The following is a 15,747-nucleotide window of genomic DNA, read 5'->3' on the forward strand; positions in this document are numbered from 1 at the left end:
ACCATCTGCTTATGAAACCAGACGATTGAACGCAAAGAAATTTGGATTGAGGGCAGGGTCGCCGGCCGCGGGGCACCCTCCCCCTCCAGGGGAGGGTGAAGGGGCCGTCGCAGGGCCGAATATTGACGGCTTCCCGCTTTATGACTACTGTCCGTCAATCCCGTGGTCATTTGAGCCGGCCGGCTTGCAGCCACGTTAAACAACTCGCTAAACAGGCCGGGGACGTTTTGATCCCGGCCGAACCCATGTTCAGGCCGGGTTTTTTATTGACCCTGCCATCACTATCTCTGGACGACCGGGAGGTGCCCGGGTCGAGGCCGTGGCAGGCGTATGATGAACGTTCATTCGAAAGGGCAGGTCGCCGGCGAGCGCGCCCATGAGGCAGACCATCCGACGTCTCTGGTCGCCCATTTCGGCCCGGACCAGCCGCTGCGGCTCGATTGCGGCGTCGATCTCGCGCCGTTCCAGATCGCCTACCAGACCTACGGCACGCTGAACGCCGACAAGAGCAACGCCATCCTGGTGTGTCACGCGCTGACCATGGATCAGCACCTCGCCAATGTGCACCCGCTCACCGGCAAGCCCGGCGGCTGGCTGACCCTGGTCGGCCCCGGCAAGCCGATCGACACCGACCGCTATTTCGTCATCTGTTCGAACGTGATCGGCAGCTGCATGGGCTCGACCGGTCCGGCCTCCACCAATCCCGCGACTGGCCAGCTGTGGGGTCTGGATTTTCCGGTCATCACCATCCCCGACATGGTGCGGGCGCAGGCGATGCTGGTCGACCGGCTCGGCATCGACCGGCTGTTCAGCGTGGTCGGCGGCTCGATGGGCGGCATGCAGACGCTGCAATGGACCGTGGCCTATCCGGACCGGGTGTTTTCGGCGATGCCGATCGCCTGCGCGACGCGGCACTCGGCGCAGAACATTGCTTTCCACGAGCTCGGCCGCCAGGCCGTGATGGCCGACCCGGACTGGGCGCACGGCCGTTATTTCGAGCACGGCTCCCATCCGCATCGCGGCCTCGCGGTGGCGCGGATGGCCGCGCACATCACCTACCTGTCGGACGCCGCGCTGCATCGCAAATTCGGCCGGCGGATGCAGGACCGCGAACTGCCGACGTTCTCGTTCGACGCCGACTTCCAGGTCGAGAGCTATCTGCGCTACCAGGGCTCGTCCTTCGTCGAACGCTTCGATGCCAACTCCTATCTGTATCTGACCCGCGCGATGGATTACTTCGATATTGCGGCCGATCACGACGGCGTCCTGGCTGCGGCGTTCCGCGGCACGCAGACGCGGTTCTGCGTCGTGTCGTTCACATCCGACTGGCTGTTTCCGACCGCGGAGTCGCGCGCCATCGTGCATGCGCTGAACGCCGGCGGGGCGCGGGTGTCGTTCGCCGAAATCGAAACCGACAAGGGCCACGACGCCTTCCTGCTCGACGAGCCGGAATTCATCGATATCGCCCGCGCGTTCCTGCATTCGGCCGCCACGGCGCGCGGACTGGGCCAGGGGCACTGAGATGGCGGTGCAGGAAAGCTTGCCGCTGGGCACGTCCGAGCGGCCGATGTTGCGGGTGCATCGCGCCGACCATCTGCTGGTCGCCGATATGGTCGAAGCCGGCTCCAAGGTGCTCGACGTCGGTTGCGGCGAAGGCGACCTGATGCAGCTGCTGGAATCGCGCGGCGTCGATTGCCGCGGCATCGAGCTGTCGCGCGAGGGCGTCAACCGCTGCGTGTCGCGCGGCCTCGCGGTGGTGCAGGGCGACGCCGACACCGACCTCGACAACTACGTCGACGATGCATTCGACTACGTGATCCTGTCGCAGACCCTGCAGGCGACGCGGCAGCCGCGCGTCGTGCTGGAAAATCTGCTGCGCATCGGCCGGCGTGCGATCGTGTCGTTTCCGAATTTCGGCTACATCAACATGCGGCTGCAGCTGCTGATCAACGGCCAGATGCCGCGCACCGACAACCTGCCGGCGACCTGGTACGACACGCCGAACATTCACTTCTGCACCATCAAGGACTTCGTCGTGCTGTGCGACGAGATCAACGTCAAGATGGAACGCGCCGTCGCCCTCGACCGTTACGGTCGCCCCCTGCGCCTGAATGCGCCGTGGTGGTTCTGGAATATGTTCGGCGAGCAGGGCGTGTTTCTGCTCAGCCGCGCGGAGAAGAAGCTGCCGCCGTCGCAGGGCGACTACGTCGCGCCTTAGCCCGGTTGTGCAGCGTCGCATCGCCGGCGCTTTGAGCGTTGGAACGCTGAGTTTATCGGCGTCCGCCGTGTGACCTGCAGCACATCAAGTAGTTAACGGCCATCCACTCGTTGGGCGGAATTTTGGCAGGTTCCGCTGCCACGAAATGATCTTCTTATCACCGCGGAATCAATGCCGCGCTGCCGCACGTGTCATTCTCTCGCCATCGCTGCTCTGTTTACCGCACCCGCCGGTCGTCGCCGATCGGTGTGTTGATGGAGAGAGAGTCTGAATGCTTGAGTTCACTGCGTTTCGTCCGGGTCGCGTTGTTGCGTTGGTTCTGGGGATTGCGGCGATTGCCGCTCTGGCGAGTCCGGCATCGGCTCGACCGTTGCATCGTCATCACGGCTACACTGCGTATCATGGCGACGCCGCGTCGCATCGCGGTTATCACCGTCATCGCCACTACACCAAACGCTATCGCGGCGGGCGCCACGCACGGGCTGCTGCCCCGCAGGGTTATGCTGATCAGCAGTCGTTCGGGTTTCAGGCGTATCAACAGTCTCAGACGTATCAACAGCCGCAGGGGTTTGCGCCGGCCGGCTACGCCGATCCGAACGCGGTGAGCGCGCCGCGGATGATCAAGCAGCGCGCGCAGCGCCGCGCTTCGCGTGCCGCGCCCCACGCGCAGCAGGCGCAGTGGCAGACCTGGAATGGCGGCGGCGGTGGCGGCTCGGGCCTGGTCGCCGAGGCGCGCCGCTACATCGGCGGCAATCCGACCGGGCGCAGCCGTCTGTGGTGCGCGCGCTTCATGAACATGGTGCTGGAGCGCTCCGGCCATCGCGGCACCGGCTCCGACATGGCGAGCTCGTTCGCCCGCTACGGCCAGCGCGTCTCCGGGCCGCAGGTCGGCGCGATCGCGGTGATGTCGCGCGGCAAGCGTGGCGGTCATGTCGGTGTCGTCACCGGCGTCGATTCCAGCGGCAATCCGATCGTCGTCTCCGGCAATCACGGCCGCCGCGTCGCCGAGTCGGTGTATTCGAAGAGCCGCATTTACGCCTACGTGATGCCGTCGAGCTGAGCGTAGCGCTTCCCCGCCCACGATCGTCATCCGCGGGCTTGACCCGCCTGCGGGGCCGTAGCCCCTTCGGCGCGGCGAAGGCCCGCGGATCCATCGCGCGCGCAGCGCGCCTCTTCACAAGAGGATCGATTGCCGGGTCAAGCCCGGCGATGACGGATGAGCGAGTGGCGGGCTAGTCGAACAGCCCAGCCTGCTCCACCCGCACCGCATCGCCCTGGGCGATGTCGCCGGCTTCGATGACTTCGGCGTACACGCCGCAGTCGGCGTGGCCGAGGTTCTGCTGCAGCGTTTCGGGGATCGAAAGGTCGCGTGCGGCGGTCTGCGGGTCGACGTTGGTGGCGGCGCAGCGAACGATGCGCTTGACGACCTTGAGGCGGGCGCTGCCGATCGCCAGCGTCCGGTCCATCAGGTCGAACTCGCCCCAGGCCGGCCAGCCGCTGACATAGAGATTGGCGCGAAACCGGAGCGGATCGACCGTCCGGCCGATCATCGTTTCCAGCGCCGCGACGCTGTCCAGATTGATGATCGAGACCACCTTGCGGGCGACGTCCGAGAAGCTGTGGCCGCGGCCCTCCAGCAGCCTCGGCGGGCCGCGCAGCTCATCGGCGAACTCCGCCGCGAAGAACCGTTCGATCGCAGCCCGGCCGTCCGCCGTGGACAAGTCGCCGCGCACCAGCTCGGCGCCGTCCCGGGCGATCATCAGCTCACGGCTCGCTTCGTCATAGCGGGTGCGCAGGGCGGCGAGCCGCTCGTTGCGCATCAGCATCAGGAAGCGGATCTTCGGAAAGTATTTCGGTGCCGCCGGGTCGAACCCGATCGGGCCGTTTTCGATGGCGAACGCCCGGTCGCCCGGCAGGGTTTGGCCGACAGCCAGTGCGACGTGCGGCAACGGCTCCGGCGACAGGCCTTTGACCGGGTAGCTGTAGATGGCGGAAACGGCGGCGGGCATCGACATGCCGTTCTTTAAAGGATTCCGCCTGCGCCTGTCACCTGCACGAAATTGTGACGCCGGCTCTTCCGTTTCCGGAACCGATGCCCACATTTGCGTCAAGCCGCTGCCGGTTCGGACGCGGCGACGACCGCCGCCGGTTGACGACCATCAACGCGGCCGGTGGAACCCCAATGAAGATGCCGTCCGCGTGCTTCCGAGGCGCCGATGGCAGGCTGAGGGACCTAACATCATGAACCCTGAAAAATACACCGAACGCGTACGCGGCTTCATCCAGTCGGCGCAATCCCTTGCGGTCCGCGAGGGCCATCAGCAGTTCTCGCCGCTGCACATCCTCAAAGTCCTCCTCGACGATTCCGAAGGGCTCGCGGGCGGTCTGATCGACCGCGCCGGCGGCAATTCGCGCGCGATCCTTAAGGCGACCGAAGACGCGCTCGGCAAGATGCCGAAAGTGTCCGGCTCGGGGGCCGGCCAGGTCTATCTGGCCCCGGCGACCGCGCGCGCGCTGGACGGCGCCGAGCAGGCGGCCGAGAAGGCCGGCGATAGCTTCGTCACCGTCGAGCGGCTGCTGCTGGCACTGGCGCTCGACAAGGAGTCCGAGGCGGGCCAGCTGCTCGCCAAGGGTGGCGTCACCCCGCAGAACCTCAACTCCGCGATCAACGCGCTGCGCAAGGGCCGCACCGCCGACTCGGCGACGGCCGAAAACGCCTATGACGCGCTGAAGAAATACGCCCGCGACCTGACCCAGGCGGCGCGCGACGGCAAGCTCGACCCGGTGATCGGCCGCGACGAGGAAATCCGCCGCACCATTCAGGTTCTGTCGCGCCGCACCAAGAACAATCCGGTGCTGATCGGCGAACCCGGCGTCGGCAAGACGGCGATCGTCGAGGGTCTGGCGCTGCGCATCCTCAACGGCGACGTGCCGGAGAGCCTGAAGGACAAGAAGCTGCTGTCGCTGGACATGGGCTCCCTGATCGCCGGCGCGAAATATCGCGGCGAGTTCGAGGAGCGGCTGAAGGCCGTGCTGTCCGAGGTCACCGCGGCCGAAGGCGGCATCATTCTGTTCATCGACGAGATGCACACGCTGATCGGCGCCGGCAAGGCCGACGGCGCGATGGACGCGTCCAACCTGCTGAAGCCCGCTTTGGCGCGCGGCGAACTGCATTGCATCGGCGCCACCACGCTCGATGAGTATCGCAAGCACGTCGAAAAGGACGCAGCGCTCGCGCGGCGCTTCCAGCCGATCTTCGTGTCGGAGCCGACGGTGGAAGACACTGTCTCGATCCTGCGCGGCCTGAAGGACAAATACGAGCAGCACCACGGCGTTCGCATCGCCGACTCGGCGCTGGTCGCGGCCGTCACGCTGTCGAACCGCTACATCACCGACCGCTTCCTGCCCGACAAGGCGATCGACCTGATGGACGAGGCCGCGGCGCGGCTGAAGATGCAGGTCGACTCCAAGCCGGAAGAACTCGATTCGATGGACCGCGAAATCGTGCGGCTCAAGATCGAGCAGGAGGCGCTGAAGAAGGAAACCGACGCCGGCTCCAAGTCCCGGCTGCAAACGCTGGAAAAGGAGCTCGCCGACCTCGAGGAGAAGTCCGCAGCGCTGACGCAGCGCTGGAGCGCCGAGAAGAACAAGCTCTCCGACGCCCAGAAGCTGAAGAGCGAACTCGATGGGCTGCGGCTCGAACTCGCCGATGCGCAGCGGCGCGGCGAGTATCAGCGCGCGGGCGAGCTGGCCTATGGCCGCATTCCCGAGCTGGAGAAGAAACTCGCCGACATCGAGGCCAACGAGAACGCCGGCGAGATGATGGAGGAGGCGGTCACCGCCAACCACATCGCGCAGGTGGTGTCGCGCTGGACCGGCGTGCCGGTCGACAAGATGCTCGAAGGCGAGAAGGAGAAGCTGCTGCGGATGGAAGAGCAGATCGGCAAGCGCGTGGTCGGCCAGTTCGAGGCCGTGCATGCGGTGTCGACCGCGGTCCGCCGTGCCCGCGCCGGCCTGCAGGATCCGAACCGGCCGATGGGCTCGTTCATGTTCTTGGGGCCCACCGGCGTCGGCAAGACCGAGCTGACCAAGGCGCTGGCGCAGTATCTGTTCGACGACGAGACCGCGATGGTCCGGCTCGACATGTCGGAATACATGGAGAAGCACTCGGTCGCGCGGCTGATCGGCGCGCCTCCGGGCTATGTCGGCTACGACGAGGGCGGCGCGCTCACCGAAGCGGTGCGACGCCGGCCCTATCAGGTCGTGCTGTTCGACGAGATCGAGAAGGCGCATCCGGACGTGTTCAACGTGCTGCTGCAGGTGCTCGATGACGGCCGCCTGACCGATGGTCAGGGCCGCACCGTGGACTTCCGCAACACGCTGATCGTGATGACGTCGAATCTCGGTAGCGAATATCTGGTGAGCCAGCCGGAAGGCGAGGACACCGGCGTGGTGCGCGAGCAGGTGATGGGAATGGTGCGGGCCCACTTCCGCCCCGAATTCCTCAACCGCGTCGACGAGATCATCCTGTTCCACCGCTTGCAGAAGAGCGAGATGGGCCGGATCGTCGACATCCAGCTCGGCCGGCTCGCCAAGCTGCTCGAGGACCGCAAGATCGTGCTCGACCTCGATGCGCCCGCACGCGACTGGCTTGCCGAAAAGGGCTGGGACCCGGCCTATGGGGCGCGCCCGCTGAAGCGGGTGATCCAGCGCCACGTCCAGGACCCGCTCGCCGAGATGATCCTCGACGGCAGCGTCAAGGACGGCGACACCGTCGTGATCTCGGCCGAAGGTGGCGTCCTGACCTTCAACGGCGCCCCGCCCCACACGGCGGACATCGAGCCGTTCACGGGGCGGCCGCCGAAGCGGATGTTGAACTAAGCCGTGTGCGGACGCGCAGCGGCATTCTCATGCCGCTGCGCAGATCCGCGATTTGGTTGCCTGCGATCGAAGCGCTGCAGCGAACACAAGCCGTCATCGCCCGGTCGGAGCCGGGCGATGACGGCGGAGGGGTTGGGCGCGCAGCGCCATCGCACGGAGGCCCGTGCATTGGACGCTGCGAGCCGCGGCTACTTCCTCTCGATCTTGTAGATCGCGTTCTCGATGTCCGAAGACACGTAGATCGTCCCGTTCGCCCCCACGCCGACGCCGGTTGGCATGTTGGTCGGCGGCAGGCCGGGGGCGGGGACGAGGCCGATCGGGAGATCGCCGGCGATCTCCGTGACCTTGCCGGTCGCCGGATCGATCTCGATGACGCGCTTGGCTCCGACCTCGGCGACGATCAGCTTGCCGGACGGCGCCAGCGCCAGGCCTTCCGGCATCTTCAGATCCTTTGCCACCACGGTTTTGGCGCCGCTCGCCGGGTCGATCTTCGTGACTTGCCCGGCGAACGCCTCGGTGACGTAGATCGCGCCGTCCGGCGCCGCGGCGAGGCCGACCGGCCCGGCGAGATCGTTGGCGATTGCCTTGCGGTCCTTGCCGTGCTCGCCGCCGACTTCGATCAGCGATTTGGTGCCGAGTTCGGCCACGATGAGCTTGCCGCCCGGGAGCCGGATCGCGTCGTAGGGCGCCTTGAAGTCGTGCATCATCTCGAGCGATTTGCCGCTGGCGCGGTCGATCACCTGCACGGTGCCGGTGAACCAGCTCGACAGGATCACCTCGTTGCCCTTCGCTGTGGCGCTCATCGGATATTCGAGCGTCGTGCCATCGGCGTGCATCCGCGCCAGTTCGCGCACCTCGCCGCTGGCGCCATCGACGCTGCGATAAGCGAACACGTCGGCGACGTAGATCGTGTCCTTGCCGCCGTCGCTCACCACGCCGATGCCGCCCGGAAACGCCAGCTTGCCGATGATCACCTGCTTGGCGGTGCCGGTCGCCGGATCGACCTCCTGGATGCCGTTGTCGGCCATGTTGGAGACGAAGATGCGGTCCTGCGCGTCGATCGCCAGATTGTCGAGCGACGGCTTGAGCTGCGCCACCATCTGCTTCGCGCCGGTCTTGGTATCGACCCTGACGAGCTGACCGAGCGCGGTGTCGAGCACGAACAGATTGCCCTTGGAGTCGAAATTCGCCGCTGCCGGAATCTTGAAGCCATCGGCGACGACGCTGAGTTCGCCCTTGTCGACATCGACGGCCGCGACCTGCCCTTTGAACCACAGCGGCCCGTAGAGCCGATCATCGGGACCGAACTCGAAGCCGTTCAGGCCGCCCATCTTCTCCATGATCTTGCGCGGCGGCTTCTCGCCTGCGACGTCGATCTCATACAGCGCGTCGCCGAGGAACACCTGCGTGGCATAGAGCCGACCGTCCTTGCGGAAGGCGAGCGAGTTGATCCCGGGCAGCCCTGAGGCGAGCTTCCTAATCGGCCCGTCGCCCTTGCGGGCATAGAGATCGCCGGTGAGAAACGCGGTCCACGCCATGGTGCTGTCGGGCGCGAAGGCGATGTCGTCCGCCATGCCCTCGGGCGTCGGCACCGCGACGTTGGCGGTGCCCTTGTCGCGGTCGACCTCATACAACGCAGCGCCCGCGACCGAGCCGGCAAACAGTCGTCCGGCCTTGTCGATGCCGAGGCCATGAACGCCATGAAACGCCGAGCCATTGACCAGCTTGGTGACCTGATATTCGTTCGCACGCGCGCCGGACAACGCCAGCAGCGCAAGCACCGCCGCACTCGCGCCAAGCGCAAGATTGCTCCTCATCACATTTCCTCCCGACAATGTTTATTTTTATGCGGTGAGTATTTGGTGCGGTCGCTGCATTGGCAAGGAGAATCGGCGGAGCATCAGGACTACAGGAGCTTGCATAGAGACGTGATCTGCCGACGCGGGATGCAGATGATCGCGCCGGGCCGACGGCGGCCCGATCGGCACACCCGCGCGGCACGCTCCGTGCGGCGGGACGCTCCGCAGCAATCAGGTCGACCTGCTGACCCGTTCGCATCAAATGTTGCCGCAAAGGTACACAGGACTTTCGATCCGGGAGTAATTCGCAGAATCCGCTTGCAGCCCATTCGAGCCGGGTATCAATATGCGCAGGACGATTAGTTTTATTGCGCTTAGCTGAAATTATTTGAATCTGTAAGAACGGCGCGGAGCATCGACTCCGCTGAATTGACAAATCGAAATATGATTATGCCTTCGGGCGCCATTGATAACTTCCGACTCGCCCGAGCGGCCTGATCCCGGACACATACGCCAGGCCGTCGCCGCACGCGGTGCGCCGCGCGTTGCCCGGCCTGAGTTGCGAGGGTTGCGTCGATGCGTGGGGTCTTGAATCTAATACTCGGGTTATTGGCTGCACTGGGTTTGGCCGGTTGCGATACCACCGACTCCCGATACTTCCGCTACGGAATCGGGACTAATCTTTACTCGGACGATATCGTTCAGACGACCCAATTTCAGGACGTCTACCTTACCGAACTATGCCGGCAGGCGATGCCGGTGGTGTCGACCAATGAGGCGCAGTGTGTTGGGCTGGCGCCAACGCCGCCGACCTGGAATTTGATCGTTCAGGCCGGCATGAACGACGTCGACCGCCGCTGCGACAGCTATCTGGCGTGGCTGGACGATCGTCGGCGAACCAACAGCGCGGTCTTGAAAGAACTCGGCGATGCGGCGGTCGCCGCGCAAGGCATCATGCGCGTCACTGGAGTCGGCGCCAACCCGATCACGCTGGCCGGCCTCGCGTTCGGCTTCGCCGCCAACACCTTCACCAACGTCAACTCGCGGCTGCTGCTGGAGGTCGACAAGACAACGGTGCAGACGCTTGTGCTGCGCCGACGCGACCAGTTTCGCTTCGACATGGCGCGAAAAGTCATTACCGATCGACCGACCGCGGTCTACGCCTTGCGCCAGTATCTGACGATCTGCACGCCGTTTGCGATCGAGACCGAAATCAACACGACCGTGACTGTATTCCAGCAAGCCGGCGGCGCGGTGCTCGACCGAACGCCGGCATTGATCAACTCGGAAACGGTGGCACTCCGGACGACGGCGCCGTACACGCCCGACACGCGGGTCGATGGCCCGAGACAAACCGGCGAGATTAAGCCGGCCGATATTTACAAGGGGTATCTCGAGAGCTTCAATCCCAAAGCAGACAGCATGAGCTATGTGGAAGGCGTACTTGCAGCGCTGTGCGTGCCGAAGAGTGATTACCTCAAGCCTGCACAGGTTACCGCGCGGATTGTGGCCTTCGAGAAGTGGTTTGATCAGGATGATCCATCGAAGATCACCGGGCGGCTCGGTCGCGGCGAAATCATCGAGCTCAATCGCTACGGCGCTTGCCCGGCAGAGTATCGCAATGCTTACGAAAGGCGCGAACTCGCCAGCGACGGCCAGCGCAAGGAATTCGCCGAATTCCTCAGCCGTGTCAGTGACGGCGGTCCTGTAACATCCACACGCCTGTCCGACATGCGGTCGAAGATCAAGGCCGTCAGACGAAGCTTGCGAATGGAAGACCCGGTCATTCCGGATCAAGCCACGCCGGATTTGCTCGATCGGTTGCAGGAGCTGCGAAAACCATGATCACACTGACGGTGCTGCGTCGAACGGTAATGCGTAAAGCCGCCTCGCGGACAGCCGATCTCGTTCGCACATTGGCGGTGGATACGCAGGTGACTGCCTTGCCCGATGCGAAGCAGATAGTCGTCCATGACGGTGTCGACGAGGAATGGCAGAAAGTCGCTTGGATTTTGGCCGACGCCGGAATCCGCAAGGAAGGCTGGGTGCTCAGTGCGGACGTCAAGACTGATGTGGAGCGTCGGCCCGATATCGATCCCGGAGGTTTTGTACGCGAGGCCATTCGGGCGGAGCGATTGTTCAATGCCGATCAGGACGTTCCGCCGTGGCTCGTTTCGGCGGATTTCGTCGTCGCCAGAGCGCTGATCGAAACGGATCTCGTCAACGCGCCGCCGAAATTGGAAGGATCCGACGCGGTCGGCCCGCTGCAGGTCTCCAGCGCCGAGTGGCGAGACCTGATCGCGACAGGAAACCGCTTCGGTGAATATTCGTCGGATGAGCGGGACGGTGGTCTTGTTCAGATTTATGGCGCCTCGTGGAGGATGCATCTCGATGCCAAGTCGATCAGTGGTTTGATGGCCGCGAAGGATCCGCCGGTCGGCTCCGCGGCGGATCCTTTCATTCCGAGCCTGCGCGACGTTTTCCACGCGTATGTTCTCGCAAGCCCGGAAGCGGCTGTTGCGGTCATGGTTGCGATGACGAGCAAAGAGGGCAAAACGCGGAGGATGGATGCGCTTATGTCGGACGCGCTGGCCGAAGCCAAACCGCCGCTTTCATCGGATCAGCAGGCGGACGTACTTCGCGCCTTGTTGGTCGCTCGCGCCAAATATCTCGGTTCGCAGGCAGCCCCGAACACGGTGGCGGAGTTCGTGATGGCGGCAGAAGCCGACCTCGGGCCCGCCCTGACGCGCGCGTTCGATCTCATGAAAGAGCATGCGCCTGAAGAACTGGCGTCGGTACGCCAGGGCGAGGCGCCGTGGTTCGATGTCGCGGAAGCCGAAGAGGCGAAAAACATCGTCGAGACCGATGATGCGAAGAAACCCCTCATCATCAGCTATTTCGACGCGACCGACATCATGCCCAAGCCGACGTCGGAAAAGACGGCTTGGTGCGGAGCGTTCGCGGCCTACTGCATGCGCAGCAGCGGCCTTCCCGTCCCCGCGGGTGCGGCACTGGCGACGAGCTGGAAGGCTTGGGGAGATCCATTCGTGATCGGCAATCCTGATGTGCCGGTCGGGGCCGTTGTAGTTCTGTCGCCGGCCGAAGGCACCAATTCGACCGGACATGTCGGCTTTTTCGTTCGCCATTTCGATGGCGGCGCCAAGGTCGAACTGCTTGGCGGCAATCAAAGCAACTCGCTCAACAGGACTGCTTATCCGGCCGACAGGATCGCTGCGATCCGATGGGCCGACTTGCAGCCCGTGGGATCGGACCTCGGTCACGCAACCTCACCATCCCGTATTTCGCAAGCAGCCTTCGATCTGATCGTCGCCGCCGAAGTCTCCAGCGAGAAGGTCTACGAGAAGAGATATCGGCACCCGATCTGGCCTGGACTCAAATCCGGAGTCACAATGGCGATCGGCTACGACGTCGGCTACGCCACGCGGGACAGTCTTCGCCGTGACTGGGAGGACGTGATTTCGTCCGACCAGCTTGCATCGTTGATGCCCGCCGTCGGCATCAAAGGAACAGCGGCGCGGTCATGGGTCCAACGGCTGGGAAACGTCGATATCTCGTTCGCCCAGGCGATTCGGGTTCATCGTGATCGCGTCATTCCACGATGGGTTGCGGCGGTCGAGAGGGCACTCGGGCCGAATACGGCGCAGTTGAGCCCCGACTGCCTTGGTGCGCTCGTGTCGCTCGCCTACAATCGCGGGGTGTCGTTTTCGGCGGACGGTCCGCGCTACGCTGAGATGCGGGCAGTCAAAGCCTGCGTCCAGGCTGGGACATTCGCGCAAATACCAGGGCATTTGCGTGCCATGAAGCGCCTTTGGCCCGGTGTCGGCGGGCTTCTCAAGCGCCGCGACGATGAAGCCGCAATGTTCGAGAGCGGTCTATAATCGGACAGCCGGAAGTGCGAGATCAGCGCGGTCGGACGCGGATAGCTACCTCTTCGCCGCCGACGCACTCACGCTTCGCGCCGGTGTCGCTGCGGTCAGGTCCTCGGCGAAGCGAGGCGCGTTGCGGTTGGTCATCATGGCGTCGAGACGGTCGCGTTCCTTCTCGAAATTGGCCAGCAGCGGACCTTCGAGCGAGCGGCCGCGAGGCAATTTCACACGCATCGGGTCGACGAAGCGGCCGTTGACGAGAATTTCGTAGTGGACGTGGGCGCCGGTCGACAGACCAGTGGAGCCGACGAAGCCGATCACCTGGCCCTGGCGCACGCGCTTGCCCGGCTCCATGCCCTTAGCGAACGCCGACATGTGGCCGTAGGCGGTCTCGTAGCCGTTGTTGTGCTTGATGCGGATGTACTTGCCGTAGCCGCCTTCCCAGCCGGCCTTCTCGATCACGCCGTTGCCGGAGGCGAAAATCGGGGTGCCGTAGGGCGTCGACCAGTCGACGCCGGTGTGCATCTTGACGTAGCCGAGGATCGGATGGCGGCGGCCGCCGAAGCCGGAGCGCATGATCGCATTGTTGACCGGCTTGCGGACCAGGAACTTCTTCGCGCTCTTGCCGGTCTCGTCGTAGAAATCGACGACGGAGTCGTCGGGGGTCTGGAAGCGGTAGTACTTCTTGGTTTCGCCGCCCACCGTGAGCGAGGCGAACAGCACGTCGTTTTTCTCGACCGTCGAGGTGGTTTCGTCGTCGCCGGCGTAGAAGACTTCGAACGAGTCGCCGGCCTGCACCTTGCGTTGGAAGTCGACGTCGTAGGAGTAGATCTTGATCATGTCGTCGATGATCGGTTGCGGCACCTTGTTGCGCATCGCCGTCTCGTAGATCGACTGATACAGGCGAACGCCGGTGCCGTCGTCCTCCTCGTCGTCGCTGTTGTCCGCCGTGTCGCTGACGGTGTTGAGCGCCTGGACGTCGACCGCGACGTAGCGGCCGAGATCCGACAGCGCCGCCACGGCTTCGACAGCCGAATCGCCCGCGATGATCACCCGATACGGCTGCGCCGGCTTGCCGGCCGCGCCGGGCTCCATCAGGATTCGCAGCTTCTGGCCTTCCTTCAGGCCGCCGCTGCGGCCGCGCGCGCCGAGCGCCGAAGCGACCGCGTTGGCGTCTTCTTCGCTGGCGCCCTGGTCGCGCAGCACCGACACCACGGTGTCGCCCTTCTTGACGATGTGGACGCGCTCTCCGGTCGGATTGCCGCCCGTCACCTGCTCCTTGGTCTTCGGCAGCAGCGTGACGTTTTCCGGCACGATTCGTGTTTCGAACCCAGCATAGGGGTCGGCGGACACGCCTTCCGGCGCATAGCCGAGCCGCATGTCTCCGCCGAGATCGCCGGCGGTGGCGCTGGCGTAGCGCACGCCGCTGCCACCCTTCCAGTTCGCGGCGTCGCGCACTCGCATCAGGATTTCGTCCGGCGGGATCGCGCCGGCGATCTTCGCCTTGGGCAGCACCTGGCCGAGATCGCGGGTGACGAATGAGACTTCGGCGTCGGGCTCGACCGCCTCGGCATTTTGCGCGTCGTCGGCGGGCGTGGCGGAGCCGACGTCGGTCAGCATTCGCTGTGCGTTGAACGCCGGGATCTTGGCGCTGAGGTCGCTGGTGGTCAGAGACAGATTGCCGGCGATCTTGACGAACGGGCGGACGCGGACGATCTCGCGCGTGCCGACGCGCGTGACGGTCGAGATCCGCATCACGCTGCGCGCGGCCTGGGATTCGCTGGGAGGGGGCAGCCGGTCGCTCTTGTGCAGGGCCGCCATCTTGTCGGCGCCGAACGCGCCGCGCAGCGCGGCTTCAACCCGCTCGGGCGCCTTGGCGAACGTGGTCTCACCGTCGAGCGACGCGAAAACGGCGCCGCCGATCAGGGCTGCGCCGCACAGGCCAGTCAGAATCGTGCCGCTGAACCATTGCACCGAGACGCGGCGGCGATCGATCACCGCGGCTTCAGAACCATCGACGGAAAGCGGCGGCTCGTGGCCGAGGTCGAACGACTCGCCCTCGCGCCCGCTGCGTCCGCGTGACAATCTCTGGCTCAATCCGCCGTCCCCCAACTATCCTTGCCCGCGGCGTCTGCCGGCCGGCCAGCGTCCCTGACGAAGGTCCTGCGCGATCGAGCGATCTCAGGCCTTCAGGCTGTCCCGCGTGTCGCTGGATCGCCACGCGGGCGAACCAAGGAGCGGGACTGCGCCGCAGACGTTCGACAAGAGCGCGCCAAAGTGCTGGCAGTCGCCGCGAACGTCAATGGCGGGAAAGGTTCGAGGCCGCACACCGAAGAGGATTTTGCGATGAAATCGTCACGATCGCGATCCCTGGTCAGGCGAAGTCCGGCTGCTGTGCTCGGCAAGCGGACGATTTTGGCCCATCTGATTTGGGGAGAACGACCCAGGAATGTGGCTTCAGTACGGCATCTCCCCGTAGAAGGCCTTGTATTTCCGAGCGAAAATCATTTTTCGGCGGCGCACGACATTTTTCTGACGAGGCCGTTGACAGGACCGATAGGGCGGGCCTATAACCCGGCCATCGAACGCGGCGCCGCTGAGCCCACCGGGCACCAGCGAGCTTCCGCGCCTTTGATGCTCCATCACTTCGCAAAGTGATACAGCAGCCGATCGTTTTCGGTTGCTTATCGCTGTCGGGATGGAGCGAAAATCCTCCGCCTTAGGGTAGGAGACTGAAGTCGAGACCTTCGGGTTTTGCTTCGTGGAGCTTTCGGGCTCCGGGCTGTTTGACAAGTGAAGAAGAAGAAAGAGAAACGTGGACGGCGAAGTCCTTGCGGGTCTCGGTGTTTGGAGCTTCGGCTTTGGATATTGGGGCCGGACGAAAGACTTCGGCGGATACACGTTTCAAGGTAACACCATGGCCTTTTCGGAGGCTGTGTCGATGGCGATGTGAATCGCTGTC

10 protein-coding genes and 1 riboswitch are annotated in these 15,747 nt (G+C 64.6%); of the genes, 6 read left to right on the forward strand and 4 right to left on the reverse strand.

Annotation, left to right across the window (positions count from 1 at the left end; translation table 11 throughout):
* Positions 1-152 precede the first annotated feature (152 nt).
* Positions 153-232, forward strand: a riboswitch (SAM riboswitch).
* Between the two features lie 98 nt (positions 233-330).
* The 3 genes from metX to LPW26_RS22410 all read left to right on the forward strand — a co-directional run bounded on the left by metX (position 331) and on the right by LPW26_RS22410 (position 3,278).
* Positions 331-1,521, forward strand: coding sequence for a homoserine O-acetyltransferase MetX (gene metX, locus LPW26_RS22400; RefSeq protein ID WP_238737930.1), 1,191 nt, complete (start codon positions 331-333; stop codon positions 1,519-1,521).
* Between the two features lies 1 nt (position 1,522).
* Positions 1,523-2,218, forward strand: coding sequence for a methionine biosynthesis protein MetW (gene metW / locus LPW26_RS22405; RefSeq protein WP_238737931.1), 696 nt, complete (start codon positions 1,523-1,525; stop codon positions 2,216-2,218).
* A gap of 271 nt (positions 2,219-2,489) precedes the next feature.
* Positions 2,490-3,278, forward strand: coding sequence for a TIGR02594 family protein (locus tag LPW26_RS22410; RefSeq protein ID WP_238737932.1), 789 nt, complete (start codon positions 2,490-2,492; stop codon positions 3,276-3,278).
* Between the two features lie 172 nt (positions 3,279-3,450).
* Here LPW26_RS22410 and LPW26_RS22415 read toward each other — a convergent pair whose 3' ends face one another.
* Positions 3,451-4,233 (reverse strand): MOSC domain-containing protein, encoded by a 783-nt coding sequence (locus LPW26_RS22415; protein ID WP_238737933.1) that lies wholly within the window; start codon positions 4,231-4,233, stop codon positions 3,451-3,453.
* A 226-nt stretch (positions 4,234-4,459) separates the two neighbouring features.
* Between LPW26_RS22415 and clpB the strand changes: the two genes are divergently transcribed.
* The gene (gene clpB / locus LPW26_RS22420) at positions 4,460-7,099 is read left to right on the forward strand and encodes an ATP-dependent chaperone ClpB (protein ID WP_238737934.1); all 2,640 of its coding nucleotides are present in this window, start codon (positions 4,460-4,462) and stop codon (positions 7,097-7,099) included.
* 188 nt (positions 7,100-7,287) lie between these two features.
* Here clpB and LPW26_RS22425 read toward each other — a convergent pair whose 3' ends face one another.
* Complete coding sequence (locus LPW26_RS22425) at positions 7,288-8,916, reverse strand: Vgb family protein (protein ID WP_238737935.1); 1,629 nt, start codon at positions 8,914-8,916, stop codon at positions 7,288-7,290.
* Positions 8,917-9,474: 558 nt separating this feature from the next.
* Here LPW26_RS22425 and LPW26_RS22430 point away from each other — a divergent pair.
* Positions 9,475-10,743, forward strand: coding sequence for a hypothetical protein (locus tag LPW26_RS22430; RefSeq protein WP_238737936.1), 1,269 nt, complete (start codon positions 9,475-9,477; stop codon positions 10,741-10,743).
* Entirely contained in the window at positions 10,740-12,797 is a 2,058-nt protein-coding gene (locus LPW26_RS22435; RefSeq protein ID WP_238737937.1) for a hypothetical protein, read from the forward strand. The genes LPW26_RS22430 and LPW26_RS22435 overlap by 4 nt, the downstream gene beginning before the upstream one ends.
* Positions 12,798-12,842: 45 nt before the next feature.
* Here the strand turns inward: LPW26_RS22435 and LPW26_RS22440 are convergent, their stop codons facing one another.
* Positions 12,843-14,870, reverse strand: a complete 2,028-nt coding sequence (locus LPW26_RS22440; RefSeq protein WP_238737938.1) for a M23 family metallopeptidase — start codon at positions 14,868-14,870, stop codon at positions 12,843-12,845.
* Positions 14,871-15,504: 634 nt separating this feature from the next.
* Positions 15,505-15,747 (reverse strand): hypothetical protein (locus LPW26_RS22445; protein WP_238737939.1); only part of this gene is annotated, 243 nt, incomplete at its 5' end.

Origin of the sequence: Rhodopseudomonas infernalis (assembly GCF_022271405.1) — a bacterium.
Classification (GTDB): domain Bacteria; phylum Pseudomonadota; class Alphaproteobacteria; order Rhizobiales; family Xanthobacteraceae; genus Rhodopseudomonas; species Rhodopseudomonas infernalis.

Coding starts and splice junctions, on each gene's coding strand:
- metW (WP_238737931.1), top strand. CDS start 1,523: ATGGCGGTGCAGGAAAGCTTGCCGCTGGGCACGTCCGAGCGGCCGATG.
- LPW26_RS22410 (WP_238737932.1), top strand. CDS start 2,490: ATGCTTGAGTTCACTGCGTTTCGTCCGGGTCGCGTTGTTGCGTTGGTT.
- clpB (WP_238737934.1), top strand. CDS start 4,460: ATGAACCCTGAAAAATACACCGAACGCGTACGCGGCTTCATCCAGTCG.
- LPW26_RS22415 (WP_238737933.1), bottom strand. CDS start 4,233: ATGTCGATGCCCGCCGCCGTTTCCGCCATCTACAGCTACCCGGTCAAA.
- LPW26_RS22435 (WP_238737937.1), top strand. CDS start 10,740: ATGATCACACTGACGGTGCTGCGTCGAACGGTAATGCGTAAAGCCGCC.
- metX (WP_238737930.1), top strand. CDS start 331: ATGATGAACGTTCATTCGAAAGGGCAGGTCGCCGGCGAGCGCGCCCAT.
- LPW26_RS22430 (WP_238737936.1), top strand. CDS start 9,475: ATGCGTGGGGTCTTGAATCTAATACTCGGGTTATTGGCTGCACTGGGT.
- LPW26_RS22425 (WP_238737935.1), bottom strand. CDS start 8,916: ATGAGGAGCAATCTTGCGCTTGGCGCGAGTGCGGCGGTGCTTGCGCTG.